The sequence below is a fragment of the Aerophototrophica crusticola genome, from assembly GCF_012913305.1.
GTDB lineage: Bacteria > Pseudomonadota > Alphaproteobacteria > Azospirillales > Azospirillaceae > Niveispirillum > Niveispirillum crusticola.
The window spans coordinates 633,566-648,427 of sequence record NZ_CP051775.1; the positions used below are offsets into that span (position 1 = coordinate 633,566).

Genomic DNA, 14,862 nt, shown 5'->3' on the forward strand with positions numbered 1-14,862 from the left:
ACCGCTCCGGGCCAGGGTTTGCTGGCCGCAACGGACAGCGGGGCATGGGCCATGGCACGGGCAGGGGTAAGCGAGGAAGACCAGCTCTTCGAGAGCATGGCGATGGCGTTCTGCGAGACCTTCACCCTCGCGGGCCTGTGGAAACCCTGGGTTTCCCGGCGCCGGCCGTTGCGGGAAGGATTTGCGCTGGGCGGCTTCAAGGAGCGCTCGGTGCGGATGGTTGCCCTGCTGCTGATGTTCTGCGGCATGGCCCAGGCGATCACTGCCGCCGCGGGCCTCTATGGCCTGCTGGCCTGGGCGGCGGCGGAGCAGAACCTTTTCGCCTTCTCCGCCGCGGCGGTCGCCAGCCTGATGGCCCTGGTCATGGCCGTGCGCTGGCAGTTGCAGACGGAGCCGTGACCCTTTCCCGTCCCGGGCGTTGACGCTCCCGGTATCCGACTGGGACGGGAGCGTGAGACGATGCGCGTGATGACGGGAGCCCTGCTGACCGCCCTGGCGCTGGCGATGGCGCCGACCCCGGCCGTGGCGGATGAGGCGCGCACCGTGCCCAGCCAGGCCGGGCCGCTGCGGGTGGAGACGGTGGCCGGCGGCCTGGACCACCCTTGGGGCATCGCCTTCCTGCCCGACGGGCGCATGTTGGTGACAGAACGGGCGGGGCGGCTGCGGGTCGTTTCCGCCGACGGCACGGTGTCAGGGCCCCTGCGCGGCGTGCCTGACGTGGCGGCCAGGGGGCAGGGTGGGTTGCTGGACGTGGCCCTGGACCCCGCCTTCGACCAGAACCGGCAGGTCTACATCACCTATTCCGAGCCCGGGCCCAACGGCACCGCCGGTACGGCTGTGGCCCGCGCCACGCTTGGGGAAGGGGCCTTGGAGAACCTGTCGGTCATCTTCCGGCAGGAACCGAAGGTCACGGGCGGCAACCATTACGGTTCTCGCCTGGCATTCACGCCGGACGGGTCCCTGTTCGTCACCTTGGGCGAGCGCTTCAAGTTCGACCCGGCCCAGGACCTGTCGAACCACCTGGGCAAGGTGGTGCGGCTGCGGCCCGACGGGACGGTGCCGCCGGACAACCCCTTCGTCAACCGCCAGGGCGCCCGGCCGGAAATCTGGTCCTACGGCCACCGGAACCCGCAGGGCATCGCCGTGGACCCGCGGGACGGCAAGGTCTGGACCATCGAGTTCGGCCCCCAGGGCGGGGACGAGCTGAACCGGCCCGATGCCGGGAAGAACCATGGCTGGCCGCTGGTGAGCTGGGGCGAGCATTATGATGGGCGGGACATCCCCGACCCGCCGACCCGCCCGGACTTCGCCGATGCGGTGAGGCACTGGGTCCCTGCCATCTCCCCCTCCGGCATGGCCTTCTACCGGGGCACCCTGATCCCCGGCTGGCAGGACAACCTGCTGGTCGCCTCCCTGGGCGAGGGCGGAATCGTACGGTTGACCCTGGAGGGCGACGCCGTCACGGGGCAGGAGAGCATCCCCCTGGACACCCGCATCCGGCAGGTGGTCACCGGCCCGGACGGGGCTGTCTATGCCCTGACGGATGAGGAGGGCGGGTCCGTGCTGCGCCTGTCACCGGCCACCGGCGACGGCGTGGCGGCCGGTGGTCAGGACAAGCGCGGGTAGGCGCACTTTCGAATTCGAAACCGGCCCGGTCAGCGGCGCGCCCTACTGCGCCGCGGCCCGCATGGGCGTGGCGGCGCAGGGGGTGCTGGGGGTGAAGTTGACCTTGTTGGCCATGATCACCGCCTGCGTCCGGCTGAACACCCGCAGCTTCTGCAGGATGGCGGAGACATGGGCCTTCACGGTCGTCTCCGTCACGTCCAGCTCGTAGGCGATTTCCTTGTTCAGCTTGCCGGCCACCACCAGTTCCAGCACCTTGCGCTGTTGCGGGGTCAGGCTGTCGATGCGGCGCAGGATCTCCTGGTCCTCACCGGACGGGGCGGCGGCGGGTTCCTCGTCGCCCAGGTCCACGGGCGTGAAGATTTCCCCGTTCAATACGCCGCGCAGGGCATCGGCGATGGCGCTGCGGGGCAGCGACTTGGGCACGAAGCCTGCCGCCCCCTGCCGCAGGGCCTCTGTCACCAGCTTGCGGTCGCAGGAGGCGGAAACGATGACAACGGGCAGGGACGGGAAACGGGTGCGCAGGGTGGACAGGCCGCCGAAGCCGTTCATGCCGGGCATGTTCAGGTCCAGCAGGACCAGGTCGAAGTCACCTTCCCTGTCGATGGTGCGCACGGTCTCATCCAGGTCGCACGCCTCGAACAGTTCGCACCGGTCGAAGGCGACAGCGAGCACGGTCCGCAGGCCGTCCCGGACCAGAGGGTGGTCATCGGAAATCAGCACCTTCCCCAAGGCGGTCCTCCCGGACTTTTTATTTCGCATATGCGAATTGGGTTAGTCGTTTCGACCAACCATACTAAGGGCATGGGGCATTAATGCAAGCGCGGGGCCGGATGAATCCGGCCCCGCACCCGTTTTGTTCACAGTTCAAAAGTATTAGGCCTTCGGGAGCTTGAAGACCCAGAGGGAACCGCCCTGGTTGATGTGCTGGATGGACTTTGCCACCTCGCCGCCCCAGAGCGGCACGGCGCCACCCCAGCCGGAAACGACGGCAACGTACTGCTCACCGTCCTGCTCCCAGGTGATCGGGGTGCCGACCACGCCGGAACCGGTGTTGAACTTCCACAGCTCCTTGCCGGTCTTGGCGTCGAAGGCCTTCAGGAAGCCCTCCGGCGTGCCGGTGAAGACCAGGTTGCCGGCGGTGGTCATCACGCCACCCCACAGCGGGGCCTTGTTCTTGTACTCCCACTTGATCTCGCCGGTGGCCGGGTCGACCGCGCGGAGCACGCCGATGTGGTCCTGGTAAAGCGGCTTGATGTTGAAGCCGGCGCCCAGGTAGGCGGCACCCTTCTTGTAGGCGATGGGCTCGTTCCAGATGTCCATGCCCCACTCGTTGGCGGGCACGTAGAACAGGCCGGTGTCCTGGCTGTAGGCCATGGGCATCCAGTTCTTGCCGCCCAGGAAGGACGGGGCCGCGAACACGGACTTGCCCTTGCCGTCGGCGCCGCCGCCCTCCATCGGGTTGCCCGGGCGGTTGGCCGGGTCGTAGATCGGCTTGCCGTTCTTGTCGAAGCCCTTGGCCCAGGTGATCTTGGACACGAACGGGGTCGCGCTGATGAACTTGCCGTTGGTGCGGTCCAGCACGAAGAAGAAGCCGTTGCGGTCGGCCTTGGCGCCGGCCTTGATGGTCTTCCCGTCCTTCTTCAGCTCGAACGGGATGAACTCGTTCACGCCGTCGAAGTCCCAGCCGTCATGCGGGGTGGTCTGGTAGTGCCACTTGATCTCGCCCGTGGCCGGGTCGATGGCCAGGGTGGAGGAGGTGTACAGGTTGTCGCCGGGGCGCAGGTGGCTGTTCCAGGGGGCCGGGTTGCCGGTGCCCATGTAGATCAGCTTGGACTCGGGGTCGTAGGTGCCGCCCAGCCAGGTGGCGCCGCCGCCCTGCTTCCACATGTCGCCCTGCCAGGTCGCGTTCAGCTTCCCGGTCATGGTGCTGTCCTTGCCGTTCAAGGTGCCCATGTGGCCCTCGATGGTCGGCCGGGACCAGACCAGCTCACCGGTCTTGGCGTCGCGCGCCTCCACCTTGCCGACGATGCCGAACTCACCGCCGGAGTTGCCGGTGATGATCTTGCCATCCACGATCATCGGCGCGGCGGTGTAGCTGTAGCCCGCCTCGTAGTCCGCCATCTTCTTGGACCAGACGACCTTGCCGGTGTCCTTGTTCAGGGCGACCAGCTTGGCGTCCAGGGTGCCGAAATAGACCATGTCGCCATAGATGGCGGCGCCACGGTTCACCACGTCGCAGCAGGGCATGATGCCCTCGGGCAGGCGGGCGTCGTACTGCCACTTCTCCTCGCCCGTCTTGGCGTCCACGGCCCACAGGCGGGAGTAGGAGCCCGTCACGTAGATCACGCCGTCATGGACGATGGGCTGGGCTTCCTGGCCGCGCTGCTTCTCACCGCCGAAGGAGAAGGAGAAGACCGGCACCAGCTTGGTGACGTTGTCGGTGTTCAGCGTCTTCAACGGGCTGTAGCGCTGGGCCTTCGGGCCCATGCCGTTGGTCAGCACGTCACCCGGCGTCTCCGCGTCCTTCATCAGGTCCGCGTCGGTCGGTCCGGCGGCATAGGCCTGCGGAAGGGCCGCCAGCGAGAGGCCCAGCACGGCACAGCTCGCCAACAGGAACTGCTTCATGGCGTCAATCTCCCCTTGTGTTTTCGGCCGCGGCAATCCCGCGGAACCCGGACGTGTCTCTACCGATGATCATCCCGGGTTCCCCCTCCCCATGCCTGGTTCCAGGTCCGGGGGAGGGCGCATCAGGGCGCCGGATCACGACAGCAGCAGACTACCGGGGGTGTCCATTGTCACAATTGGACCTTAGTACAAATGGGGTTATATGCAGGGATCGGCATGAAAAATGGTCGGTGGCTGTATGAAAGGAAAAGCACATGGCGGCGTTGCCGGCCAAGGTTTCCCTTCCGGCAACGCCACTTATATTAGGTAACATGCCTGATCAGCCGCTGACGGCGGGCGTATGCGTCATACCATATTTTGAGAAGACTTCGGCAAGCTTGCCGTCGCGGGACAGGGCGTTGACCACGTCCTCCAGCTTGTAGGCCAAGTCCCGGCTATCCTCCTTCACCGCCATGCCGATGTCCCAGCTTGGCCGGAACAGGCCGGGGAAGGGGCCGCCGACCAGCTTGAACTTCCTGGCCGCGTCGCCCAGCCCATGCTCGATCTGGGTGTGGGACGCCATGACGCTCGCCACCTCGCCCTTGCGCAAGGCTTCCACCGCCTTCTCGCCGGTGGGGAAGTGGTTGACATCGCCGCGCAGGCGACCGCCGAAGGAGCCGGTCAGGTAGAAGTCGGGGACGCTGTCGATCTCCACCCCGATGCGGGTGCCGGCCAGTTCGGTGACCGGGCCGGTGCAGTCCACCTTCTCCGGGTCGCAGGCCAGGGCGAAGCGCTCCCGGTGGTAGGGGCCGAAGATCACGGCGTTGGGGTTGCGCAGGGCGAATTCCTTGTCCACCGGGACGTGGAGCATGACGTCCGCCACCTCCCCCCGGTGATGGGGCCCTTCCAGACGGCGTTGCGGAGGTCGTCCTCCACGTTCTCGTCGGCGGGCAGCTCGAAAAATTCGACCCGCACGCCCAGGGCCGCGGCCAGCAGGAAGGCCAGGTCCACGTCGGCGCCCACCAGCTTGTCGTCCCGGCGCCAGGACCAGGGGGCGAAATCCGTGTAGACCGCCACCCGAAGCCGGCCCTTCTTGACGACCGTGTCCAGCGGGGCCGCGGAAACGCGCGACGGCAGCGCGCCCGCCAGGGGCAGCGCTGCCGCGGTGGCCAGTCCCTTCAGGACGGCGCGCCGGTTCATTCGGCCGGCACCGTCTCGATATAGGCGCGGATGGCCCAGAGGGCTTCCTGGCCCAGCACCTCACCGAAGGCCGGCATGTAGACCTTGCCGTCCCGGGTGGCGCCCTTGCGCACCCGCTCGCTGTACCACTCGTCCCCGCTGTCGCCGGGCTCCAGGTAGCGCAGGTCCGGGGCGATGCCGCCGGAGATCACGCCCAGCCCGTGGCAGCGGGCGCAGTTCTGGTTGTAGGCGGAGGAGCCGATCTGGATGGCCTTGGCGTTGCCGCGGTACGGGTTGCTGGCCCGCCACTCCGCGCCCAGCTTCTCCAGACCCTCAGTGTTGACGGCCTGGGGGGTGACGTCGCCGTGGGCGAACACGGACCCGGCGCCCGCGACGGCGAGGAAGGTGGCGGCGGCGATACCGGCCAGCCAGCGAGGACCGTGATTCATGACGCATGACCTCCAACAATGCCCATCGGGCCGCTGTGCGCCGGGCCCCGTGGGTGGGCTTCCGGCCCGCGAAATCTAGACGTTTGCCCCGGACGGACTTAATTCGACTTTGGTGTCAGGGGGGAGGCGCCGCCCCGCGCGAGGCCTGGGAGACTTGCCTTCGCCCTTCGTCTAATTCCCGGCTTTCCCGCGGCCCCGCTAGGCTTGGCCCCAAGCCGTCGCCCTGCCCGGCAGGGGCCGAAGGATGGCAGCAGCGGGAGGAAGGGCATGGGTCGATGGCATACCATGGTCGGGGGCGGGGACGGGTCCCGGGCCGGGTCACCGGGGGGTGACGAAAGTATGCGCGTCAACTTGCCCCACCCGCGGCGCCTGCTGCCGGGCGTGCTGGCGGGCCTGCTGCTGGCCCTGCCGGCGGGGGCGGAGACGATCTATGTCTCCAACGAGCGGGACAACACCCTGTCCGTCATCGACGGCAAGACCCTGGCGGTGACCCAGACCATCAAGGTCGGGATGCGGCCCCGGGGCATCACCCTGAGCCAGGACGGCAAGCACCTGTACGTCTGCGCCAGCGACGACGACACGGTGCAGGTGATGGACATCGCCACCGGCAAGATCCTGCACAACCTGCCCTCTGGCGACGACCCGGAGACCTTCGCCCTGGCCCCCGACGGGACCCACCTGTATGTCGCCAACGAGGATGACAATGTCGTCACCGTGGTGGACGTGCCCAGCCGCAGCGTGGCCTACCAGGTGGATGTGGGCGTGGAGCCGGAGGGGATGGCCGTCAGCCCCGACGGGGCCTGGGCGGTGAACACGTCCGAGACGACGAACATGGTCCACTGGATCGACACCAAGGCCAGGGCCGTGGTGGACAACACCCTGGTGGGCAGCAGGCCGCGGGACGCGGAGTTCACGCCCGACGGCAAGGAGTTGTGGGTGTCGGCGGAGATCGGCGGCACCGTCCATGTCATCGACGTGGCCACACGGCAGCCCAAGAAGACCATCGAGTTCGCCATCAAGGGCGTGCAGAAGGACAAGATCCAGCCCGTGGGCATGGAGCTGACGCCCGACGGCAAGACCATGTTCGTCGCCCTCGGCCCCGCCAACCACGTGGCCGTTGTGGATGCCAAGACCTTCGAGGTGAAGGACTACCTGCTGGTGGGCCGGCGGGTCTGGCACCTTGCGCTTACGCCCGATGGCTCCCGTCTGTTCACCACCAACGGCGTCAGCAACGACGTCTCGGTAGTGGACGTGGCGAGCCTCAAGGTGGTCAAATCCATCCCGGTTGGCCGTTATCCGTGGGGCGTGGTGGTGAAGCCGTGACAGAAGCCGTTCCGGCCTTGGGCGTTTCCGGTGTCAGCTTCGGCTATGGCAGGCGGGCCGATGGCGCCGCCTTCGCCATCCGCGACATCGATTTCCAGGTGGGGGAAGGGGAGTTCACGGCCTTGCTGGGCGTCAACGGCGCCGGCAAGACCACCCTGCTGGCGGTCATCACCCGGCTGTTCGATGCCGGGTCGGGGAGCGTGAAGGTCTGCGGCTTCGACATGGGCAAGCAGCCGCGCGACGCCCTGGCCCGCATGGGCGTGGTGTTCCAGCAGGCCACGCTGGACCTGGACCTGACCGTGCGCCAGAACCTGTCCTATGCCGCCGGCCTGCGCGGCCTGGCCAAGGCGGACTATGCCCCCCGTATCGACATGCTGCTGCACCGCTTCGCCCTGGCGGAGCGGGCGGGGGACAAGGTGCGGAGCCTGAATGGCGGGCACCGGCGGCGGGTGGAGCTGGCCCGCGCCCTGCTGCACCGGCCCCGCCTGCTGGTGTTGGACGAGCCGACGGTGGGGCTGGACGTGCCCAGCCGCCGGGCGCTGGTGGAGCATGTCCACGCCCTGTGCCGGGAGGAGGGGGTGGCCGTGCTGTGGGCCACCCACCTGTTCGACGAGATATTGCCGGAGGACCGGGTGGTGGTGCTGGACCGGGGCCGGGTGGTGGCCACCGGCAGCGTGCCTGAGATCAAGGCCCGGGCCGACGCCCCCAGCCTGGACCGGGCCTTCCACGCCCTGGTGGGGAGGAACGCGGCATGACCGCCATGGGGTATGTCCGCGCGCTCCAGGCGGTGGTCTGGCGCGAGGTCTTGCGCTTCGTGCACCAGCGGGAACGCTTCGTCTCCGCCCTCGTCCGGCCGCTGGTCTGGCTGTTGGTCTTCGCGGCGGGGTTCCGGGCGGCGCTGGGCGTCTCCGTCCAGCCGCCCTATGAGACCTATATCACCTATGAGACTTATATCCTGCCCGGCCTCTGCGCCATGGTGCTGCTGTTCAACGGCATGCAGAGCAGCCTGTCCATGGTCTATGACCGGGAGATGGGCAGCATGCGGCTGCTGCTGGTCAGCCCCTTGCCGCGGGAGTTCCTGCTGACCGCCAAGCTGCTGGCGGGCACGGCGGTTGGGGTGATGCAGGTCTATGCCTTCCTGGTCATCGCCGCCGCCTTCGGCATCGTGGCGGAGCCGTGGGGATACGTCACGGTGCTGCCGGCCCTGGTGCTGGCCGGGCTGATGCTGGGCGCCGTGGGCATGCTGCTGTCCAGCACCATCAAGCAGTTGGAAAACTTCGCCGGTGTGATGAACTTCGTCATCTTCCCGGCCTTCTTCCTGTCGTCCGCCCTGTACCCCCTGTGGAAGATGCGGGAGTCCAGCGAGCTGCTCTGGCAGATCTGCGCCCTGAACCCCTTCACCCACGCGGTGGAGCTGATCCGCTTCGCCCTGTACGGCCAGGTGGACTGGGTGTCCCTGGCCTGGGTGCTGGGAGCGCTGGTGTTGTTCCTGGGCGCCAGCTTCCTGGCCTACAACCCCGCCCGCGGCCTCATGCCCAAGAAGGCCGGGGCGGGGGAGGGGTGAGTGTTTGACATCGGGTGACGTAACGAGACCTTAAGGTGACCAAAGGTGACGCTTAAGGTGACACGTGTCTCATTCCAGGGTGTTGGGATCGTTGGGGTTTTGGGCTTAAGGAGACAAAGGAGACGGGGTTGCGATGGCGTCACCTTTGTCACTTTAAGGGGGATGGCGGTTGGGAATTCACGCTGTCCAAGAACCGGCGGCCCTGGGGAGGGCGCACGGGGAGGAGTGTGGCAGGGAATAGGATTCTTGTCACTGACTTTGCAGGGCGCGGGAGGTCACCCCGGGCTTGACCCGGGGCCCTTGGGAAAGCGGACCTGCCACTGGCGCGGCAGCGGGCCTCCTGATGAGCGTCGATGCGGCGGATAGCAGTTTCTGGAACGCAGAGGACGCAGATGGCCGCAGAGGGGTTCAACTTACTGGAACAGTGATGACGGTGATGGCCAGGGATGACAGTGATGCGTTCGGCCTGGGACGGGCGTCGGTGGCTGCGTGAATGAGCAGTTGACTGGCGCCTTCGGCGCCTAGGAGCAGAGCGGGCATCGTTATGCCCGAGGGTACCGCCGTACCGACCCTTCTGTGTCCTCTGCGGCCCGAAAGGGAGCAAGACATCACTGTCATCCCTAGCCATCACCGTCATCACTGTTCCTGCACGTTGAGCCGCGGACAGCGGGTTGGGCTTTCGGTGATTGGCACGACCGGTCCCCGAGGGCCCCGGCTCGGGGGCCGGGGTGACTCCGGTGATTTGCAGGGCCCTCACCGGATTGCCGGGCGGGCTGTTCATGCTAGGATAGAGACGATGAAGCGAGGTGCACCATGCCCGTCCACCAAGTGCGATTGACCGAGGAGCAGGAAGCCTTCATCGCCGCGCAGGTGAAGGATGGACGTTACCCTGATGTGGAGTCGGCGCTCAGGGATGGGGTGTTCGCGCTGGAGCTGATCGACAGCGATGAAGAGATGCAGCTCCGCCGGCTTCATGCCGAGATCAAGATCGGCTTGGACCAACTTGACCGTGGCGAGTATGTGGAGGTTCGCCTGGATCAGCTGGGCGACTACCTGAACAGCCTTGGGCGGACCGCCACGAAGAAGTGGCCGCCGGCTTAGGCGACCATGGTCCAGGTTCGCTTTTCACTAAGAGCCCTACAAAACATCGCGGACATCCTTGACTGGTCGGGGGACGAGTTCGGCTTGGCGGCGCGAGCCCGGTACGAGCGACTCATTCGGCAAGCCGTTGACGATCTGGCAGAAAATCCGGAGCGCTTTGGTACTAAGGCTGCAAAGGGGTTCGAGCCCATCCGCATCTTCCATTTGCGGCACAGCCGCCTTTCCGGATCTGCCTCTGCCGACAGGGTCCGCTCGCCGCGCCACCTGATCGCATACCGGCCGGTTGGGCCTGATATCATCGAGATCGTCTGTGTTATCCATGACGCCATGGACCTCAAGCGCTACCTTCCCAAACCTTGAGCGAGATATGTGCGTGGGCGTCGGATTACGCTTCGCTAATCCGACCTACGTCACGCGATCAACCTGAACACGGGCTCCGGCCGGCTCACCAAATCCTGGCGGAAGGCCTCGACGTCGCGTTCGGTGCGGTCCTCGCGGCGGCCGGGGACCGTGACCTCCGCCACCACGCGGGTGGGGGAGGGGGAGAGGATCAGGATGCGGTCGGCCAGCTCGATGGCCTCGCGCAGGTCGTGGGTCACCAGCAGGGCGGCGCAGGGGCGTTCGGCCAGCGTATCCAGCAGCAGGCGGCGCAGGCGGCGGGCCAGGGGGCCGTCCAGGCTGACGAAGGGTTCGTCCAGCAGCAGCAGGTCCGGCTCCACGGCGAAGGCGCGGGCCAGGGCGGCGCGGCGCTGCATGCCCAGGCTGACCTGGGTGGGGAAGCGCTGGGCGGCCTCCGCCAGGCCCATGTGGGCCAGCCAGTGGGCGGCGATGCCGGTGCCGCGGCGGGGCTTGGGCAGGACCAGTTCCAGGTTCTGCTCCAGCGTGCGCCAGGGCAGCAGGCGGGGTTCCTGGAAGACGCAGGCGATGTGCGGTTCCCTGCCACCAAGGGCGGGGAAGGACAGGCTGCCATCAAACCGGCTGTCCAGGCCGGCGACGATGTTCAGGCTGGTGGTCTTGCCGCAGCCGGACGGGCCCACCAGGGCCACGCTTTCCCGCGGGCCCACGGTGAAGGCCAGGTCGCGCACCACCGTGACCGGCTGGCCAGAGGCGCCGGGATAGGTCTTGCCCGCGATGCGCAGGTCAAGGACGGGCGGTGCGCCAGCGGGCGGCATGTCGTTCCACGGGGGCAAGCAGGGCCAGCTCCAGCAACTGGGCAACGGCGACGAAGGCGAAGGTATAGGCCAGCAACCGGGCGATGTCGAAAAGCTGGAAGAACATGTGGATCTGGAACCCCACGCCGTTGCTCCGGCCCAGCAGCTCCACCAGCAGCACGATCTTCCAGATCAGCGCCAAGCCGTTGCGGGCCGCCGCCATCATGTAGGGCGCCAACTGGGGCAGGACCACATGGCGCAGCGTGTCATAGCGCGACAGGCGGTAGGCGCGGGCCATGTCCATCAGCCCCTCATCCAGGGACCGGGCGCCGGACCGTACCTGCACCACCACGTTGGGGATCTTGTTCACCGCCACGGCGGCGATGGCCGCGGCCTCCGTCAGGCCCAGCCAGACATAGGCGAGGACGACCACCACCAGGGCCGGGACGTTCAGGGTCAGCACCAGCCAGGGGCCCAATATGTCATCCGCCGTGCGGAACCGGCCCATCAGGATGCCCAGGGCCACGCCGATGCTCATGGCGAGCGCGAAGCTGGCCGCCACCCGCCAGAGGGTGAGGCCAAGGTGGTAGAACAGCTTGCCGTTGGCGGCCTCCGCCACCAAAGCCTCCCCCACAGCCAGGGGGCCGGGGAGGGTCGGGCTGGCCGCGATGGCGGCCGCCGCGGCCCAGATCCCCAGCAGGGCCAGGATGGACAGGGCAGTCCAGGGGCGGCGGTCCATTCCTTTCATCCGGCGGGCCCCTCAGCCCCAGGCCAGGGGCCAGAAAGTGCCCTCCGGGATCGTGGTGGCGCTGCCCACCAGCTCCGGCCCGCCCAGCTTGGCCAGCAGGGTGAACAGGGCGGCGGCGTCCTTGCGCTCCGGCTCCCCCCACTTGGTCGGGATGCCTTCCCGGAAGCGGTCGCGCAGGCGCAGGGCGGCGGCATCGCTGTCGGCGCCCATCAGGGGGCGCAGGGGCGCCCAGGCCGCGTCGTCCCTGGCCAGGATCTCCTTCGCCTTGCGGGAGCAGTCGGCGAAGGCGGCGACGGCGGCGCTGTTGGCCTTGGCCCAGTCCTCCTTGAAGCAATAGCCGACCATGGGCACCTCTGTCGTCACGCCCAGGCCGCGGGTCACCTCATCCATGCCGGCGAGCTGGCGCATGCCCTTGGCCTCCAGCTTGGCGGCGAAGTGCCAGTAGGTGAGGGCGGCGTCGATACGGCCGGCCTCCAACTGCTGCGACAGCAGGGGCGGGGCGGCATAGACAGGCTCCGCCGCCGTGGCCAGGTCCAGCCCGTGGGCCTGCTTCGCATGGGCCTGGAGCATCAGCCAGCTCTTGTCCAGGGCGCTGCCGGCCACGCCGATGCGGCGGCCCTTCAGGTCGGCCAGCGATTTCATGGGGGAGTTGCCGGGGACGATCACGGCGCCGAGGGAGGCGGTGTAGGGCAGGAAGGCCAGGTTGGTGCCCGTGGCCCGCTGCCGCGCGACCCATAGCCAGTCGTTGGTGATCACGTCCACCGAACCGCCCTGGAGCGCAACCTGGCCTGCCTGGGGGCCGGCCAGCTCCACCGGCACGATGGTCAGGCCCGCTTCCTTGTCCAGGCCGAAGCGGCGGATGGTGTCCAGCTCCCACTGCACCGTGCCGAAGGGCAGGACGCCAAGGCGCAAGCTGCCCGCCTGGGCGGCGCGGGCGGGCGGGGACAGCAGGGCGGGCAGGGCCAGGGCGGCGCCCGTGCCAAGGAGCATCTGGCGGCGCGTCAGCGCGCCGTTCGTCACCGAGTCGGCCATGGTTTCCTCCCGCCCGGGGTTCGACCCACGCGCAGGCGTGGCCACCCTTCTTCATGTTGGCCGGGGAAGCTTAGGAAATGCCCCCGCCGCCCTGATATTAGACCAAGGCACAATTCCGGACCCGTGCGCAGCCGTGGTGTCATCCTTCCGCAGCCCAAGCCGCGGGAGCGTTTCCGCGCCCGGCCGGCCAGCCCCCGACATTCCACCCCATCGGGCAAGACTTGGCAAGAATCCAGCCGGGTCCGTGCATGGCGTGCCATGCTTCAGCGCAATATATGACTGAGCTATCGCAATATTAAAATCACCGCTCGATAACGGTGGTAACCCGGGCCTCCTTGGCGGCGACTAAAGTTCAATAGGACGTCCTAATAACCACTCGTACTCTGTTGTCACAAGTCCGGGCGACCTTATGCCGTCGGACAAGATGCGCCAAGGCATTGTCTTGGTGCCGGGGGACCTTTTGCCTGCGCGCCGGAAAGGAAACGGGCGTGGGCATTCACGGGGAGGAAGATATGAGGATTCGTGACATCCTGCTGGCCGGGGCGTGCCTTGGCGCCCTGGGCTTGTCCATGGCAGCGCCTGCCCGGGCGGACGTGACCGACGACCTGCTGAACCAACTCCAGGCCAAAGGCATCCTGACGGCGCAGGAAGTCCAGGTGCTCAAGGCCCGCAAGGCCGAGGAAGATGCCAAGCGCGGCCAAGCCGTGCCGGACACCACCCGGGCCCAGGCCCAGGCCCCCGCGGGGAACGCCGACAGCGCCGGCTTCATCCGGGCCGCGGACACCGGCGTCGGCCTCCGGATCGGTGAGGTGGAGGTGAAGCTCTCCGGCTCCATCAACGGCTTCTACACCTATGACAACCCGAAGGGCGGCAATGATGTCGTCGTCGGCGGTGTCGCGGGCGGCACCGAGGAGACCTCCTCCATCCGCAGCGGCCTGCTGCCCAGCTTCCTGAAGTTCGACATCACGACGACCCAGGGCGGGATCGACGTGGGCGCCCATTTCGGCCTGTATCCCGGCATCAACAGCAGCGCCACGGCGGTGGGCGCCAACTCCGGCGGCCTGCCCATCGGGCTGGGCACCAGCGGCATCGACTTCCGCCAGAACTACCTGACCTTCGGCACGAAGAATGCGGGCGAGATCAAGATCGGCCGCGACATCGGCCTGTTCGGGTCCGACGTGATCCTGAACGACATTACCCTGCTGGGCGTCGGCACGGCGGCCGGCAACAACGCGCCGGGCAACACCAGCCTGGGCCGCATCGGCATCGGCTACATCTATACCGACTTCCAGCCGCAGATCACCTACACCAGCCCGGACTTCGGCGGGTTCAAGGTGGCGGCGGGCATCTTCCAGCCGCTGCACGCGGTGGCGGCGCCGGGCTTCAGCCTGGAAAGCGACAGCGGCGACACGCCCGGCTTCCAGGCCAAGGCCACCTATACCCTGGATGTCGGCGGCGTGAAGGGCACCGTCTGGGGCAGCTTCCTGACGCAGGAGCTGGCCAATGTGGGCGGGACCGGCCGCAGCCCCACCGGCCAGGCCTTCGACGTGGGCACCAAGCTGACCTTCGGGCCGGTGACGGCGCTGGGCTATTACTACACCACCGAGGGCGTGGGCACGACCGGCCTGTTCTACAACGCCATCGCGGCGAACGGGAACAAGCGCGACAGCGACGGCTTCATCCTGCAGGGCCAGGCCAAGTTCGGCAAGGCGGCCCTGGGCGTCAGCTATGGCGAGAGCAACCTGGACCTGGCCGGCGGCGAGGCGGTGTCCGAGCTGGTGGAGACCAACCAGTCCTGGGTGTTCCAGGCCCAGTACGCCCTCACCAGCTGGCTGAACCTGGTGGGCGAGTACACCAACACCGAGTCCGACGCCCACAACGGCAACAAGGCGGAGAACAACAGCATCGCCCTGGGCGCCATCATGTTCTTCTAGGACGGGACGCGTTGGACAAGGCAGCGGCGCGGGGAGCGATCCCCGCGCCGTTTTCGCTTGTGCAAGGTGCTGAATGTTATCCCGGGCTTGACCCGGGAGCCTTGGGAAGGCGGACGTGCCAAGGGGCGGCAGCGGGGTAAGAATAAAGAAA

The 14,862-nt window shown here is 67.6% G+C and carries 16 protein-coding genes; 8 read left to right on the plus strand and 8 right to left on the minus strand.

The genetic code is table 11. The features are described 5' to 3' along the window. The first annotated feature begins 51 nt into the window (after positions 1 to 51). Positions 52 to 399, plus strand: coding sequence for a hypothetical protein (locus tag HHL28_RS03005; RefSeq protein WP_169654662.1), 348 nt, complete (start codon positions 52 to 54; stop codon positions 397 to 399). Between the two features lie 69 nt (positions 400 to 468). After that, positions 469 to 1,626 (plus strand): PQQ-dependent sugar dehydrogenase, encoded by a 1,158-nt coding sequence (locus HHL28_RS03010; protein WP_404326361.1) that lies wholly within the window; start codon positions 469 to 471, stop codon positions 1,624 to 1,626. Between the two features lie 42 nt (positions 1,627 to 1,668). On the opposite strand, the gene HHL28_RS03015 is transcribed toward HHL28_RS03010, so the two are convergent. The 5 genes from HHL28_RS03015 to pedF all read right to left on the minus strand — a co-directional run bounded on the left by HHL28_RS03015 (position 1,669) and on the right by pedF (position 5,858). Next, complete coding sequence (locus HHL28_RS03015; protein ID WP_404326363.1) at positions 1,669 to 2,298, minus strand: response regulator transcription factor; 630 nt, start codon at positions 2,296 to 2,298, stop codon at positions 1,669 to 1,671. A 201-nt stretch (positions 2,299 to 2,499) separates the two neighbouring features. Continuing rightward, positions 2,500 to 4,251 (minus strand): methanol/ethanol family PQQ-dependent dehydrogenase, encoded by a 1,752-nt coding sequence (locus tag HHL28_RS03020; protein WP_075772078.1) that lies wholly within the window; start codon positions 4,249 to 4,251, stop codon positions 2,500 to 2,502. Between the two features lie 319 nt (positions 4,252 to 4,570). After that, positions 4,571 to 5,101, minus strand: a complete 531-nt coding sequence (locus HHL28_RS18215; protein ID WP_404326365.1) for a substrate-binding periplasmic protein — start codon at positions 5,099 to 5,101, stop codon at positions 4,571 to 4,573. After that, positions 5,047 to 5,430, minus strand: a complete 384-nt coding sequence (locus HHL28_RS18220; RefSeq protein ID WP_404326367.1) for a transporter substrate-binding domain-containing protein — start codon at positions 5,428 to 5,430, stop codon at positions 5,047 to 5,049. The genes HHL28_RS18215 and HHL28_RS18220 overlap by 55 nt, the downstream gene beginning before the upstream one ends. Then, positions 5,427 to 5,858 (minus strand): cytochrome c-550 PedF, encoded by a 432-nt coding sequence (gene pedF / locus HHL28_RS03030; protein WP_075772080.1) that lies wholly within the window; start codon positions 5,856 to 5,858, stop codon positions 5,427 to 5,429. Before pedF ends, HHL28_RS18220 begins: the two co-directional genes overlap by 4 nt. A 339-nt stretch (positions 5,859 to 6,197) precedes the next feature. Here pedF and HHL28_RS03035 point away from each other — a divergent pair, with 339 nt between their 5' ends. From HHL28_RS03035 to HHL28_RS03055, 5 genes are all read left to right on the plus strand, one after another. Beyond that, complete coding sequence (locus HHL28_RS03035; RefSeq protein WP_169654664.1) at positions 6,198 to 7,181, plus strand: PQQ-dependent catabolism-associated beta-propeller protein; 984 nt, start codon at positions 6,198 to 6,200, stop codon at positions 7,179 to 7,181. Beyond that, the gene (locus tag HHL28_RS03040) at positions 7,178 to 7,936 is read left to right on the plus strand and encodes an ABC transporter ATP-binding protein (protein ID WP_404326369.1); all 759 of its coding nucleotides are present in this window, start codon (positions 7,178 to 7,180) and stop codon (positions 7,934 to 7,936) included. Before HHL28_RS03035 ends, HHL28_RS03040 begins: the two co-directional genes overlap by 4 nt. Continuing rightward, on the plus strand, positions 7,933 to 8,745 hold the full coding sequence (locus tag HHL28_RS03045) for an ABC transporter permease (RefSeq protein WP_075772082.1): 813 nt from the start codon (positions 7,933 to 7,935) through the stop codon (positions 8,743 to 8,745). The genes HHL28_RS03040 and HHL28_RS03045 overlap by 4 nt, the downstream gene beginning before the upstream one ends. Positions 8,746 to 9,579: 834 nt before the next feature. After that, entirely contained in the window at positions 9,580 to 9,846 is a 267-nt protein-coding gene (locus tag HHL28_RS03050) for a ribbon-helix-helix domain-containing protein (protein ID WP_075772083.1), read from the plus strand. 6 nt (positions 9,847 to 9,852) lie between these two features. After that, on the plus strand, positions 9,853 to 10,206 hold the full coding sequence (locus HHL28_RS03055) for a type II toxin-antitoxin system RelE/ParE family toxin (RefSeq protein ID WP_075772084.1): 354 nt from the start codon (positions 9,853 to 9,855) through the stop codon (positions 10,204 to 10,206). A 50-nt stretch (positions 10,207 to 10,256) separates the two neighbouring features. Here the strand turns inward: HHL28_RS03055 and HHL28_RS03060 are convergent, their stop codons facing one another. The 3 genes from HHL28_RS03060 to HHL28_RS03070 are packed head-to-tail and all read right to left on the minus strand — an operon-like array spanning position 10,257 to position 12,777. Continuing rightward, complete coding sequence (locus HHL28_RS03060) at positions 10,257 to 11,018, minus strand: ABC transporter ATP-binding protein (protein ID WP_075772085.1); 762 nt, start codon at positions 11,016 to 11,018, stop codon at positions 10,257 to 10,259. Further along, a complete protein-coding gene (locus HHL28_RS03065; protein ID WP_075772086.1) occupies positions 10,987 to 11,736 on the minus strand; it encodes an ABC transporter permease in 750 nt (249 codons plus the stop codon). Before HHL28_RS03065 ends, HHL28_RS03060 begins: the two co-directional genes overlap by 32 nt. A gap of 21 nt (positions 11,737 to 11,757) precedes the next feature. After that, the gene (locus HHL28_RS03070; protein WP_404326371.1) at positions 11,758 to 12,777 is read right to left on the minus strand and encodes an ABC transporter substrate-binding protein; all 1,020 of its coding nucleotides are present in this window, start codon (positions 12,775 to 12,777) and stop codon (positions 11,758 to 11,760) included. Positions 12,778 to 13,289: 512 nt separating this feature from the next. Between HHL28_RS03070 and HHL28_RS03075 the strand changes: the two genes are divergently transcribed. Continuing rightward, positions 13,290 to 14,711 (plus strand): porin, encoded by a 1,422-nt coding sequence (locus HHL28_RS03075; protein WP_075772087.1) that lies wholly within the window; start codon positions 13,290 to 13,292, stop codon positions 14,709 to 14,711. Positions 14,712 to 14,862 lie beyond the last annotated feature (151 nt).

Bases quoted from the DNA above. Each gene is read 5' to 3' on its own strand.
- HHL28_RS03060 (WP_075772085.1), bottom strand. From the start codon at position 11,018: ATGCCGCCCGCTGGCGCACCGCCCGTCCTTGACCTGCGCATCGCGGGC.
- HHL28_RS03070 (WP_404326371.1), bottom strand. From the start codon at position 12,777: ATGGCCGACTCGGTGACGAACGGCGCGCTGACGCGCCGCCAGATGCTC.
- HHL28_RS03075 (WP_075772087.1), top strand. From the start codon at position 13,290: ATGAGGATTCGTGACATCCTGCTGGCCGGGGCGTGCCTTGGCGCCCTG.
- HHL28_RS18215 (WP_404326365.1), bottom strand. From the start codon at position 5,101: ATGCTCCACGTCCCGGTGGACAAGGAATTCGCCCTGCGCAACCCCAAC.
- HHL28_RS03045 (WP_075772082.1), top strand. From the start codon at position 7,933: ATGACCGCCATGGGGTATGTCCGCGCGCTCCAGGCGGTGGTCTGGCGC.
- HHL28_RS03020 (WP_075772078.1), bottom strand. From the start codon at position 4,251: ATGAAGCAGTTCCTGTTGGCGAGCTGTGCCGTGCTGGGCCTCTCGCTG.
- HHL28_RS18220 (WP_404326367.1), bottom strand. From the start codon at position 5,430: ATGAACCGGCGCGCCGTCCTGAAGGGACTGGCCACCGCGGCAGCGCTG.
- HHL28_RS03065 (WP_075772086.1), bottom strand. From the start codon at position 11,736: ATGGACCGCCGCCCCTGGACTGCCCTGTCCATCCTGGCCCTGCTGGGG.
- HHL28_RS03010 (WP_404326361.1), top strand. From the start codon at position 469: ATGACGGGAGCCCTGCTGACCGCCCTGGCGCTGGCGATGGCGCCGACC.
- pedF (WP_075772080.1), bottom strand. From the start codon at position 5,858: ATGAATCACGGTCCTCGCTGGCTGGCCGGTATCGCCGCCGCCACCTTC.
- HHL28_RS03035 (WP_169654664.1), top strand. From the start codon at position 6,198: ATGCGCGTCAACTTGCCCCACCCGCGGCGCCTGCTGCCGGGCGTGCTG.
- HHL28_RS03005 (WP_169654662.1), top strand. From the start codon at position 52: ATGGCACGGGCAGGGGTAAGCGAGGAAGACCAGCTCTTCGAGAGCATG.
- HHL28_RS03055 (WP_075772084.1), top strand. From the start codon at position 9,853: ATGGTCCAGGTTCGCTTTTCACTAAGAGCCCTACAAAACATCGCGGAC.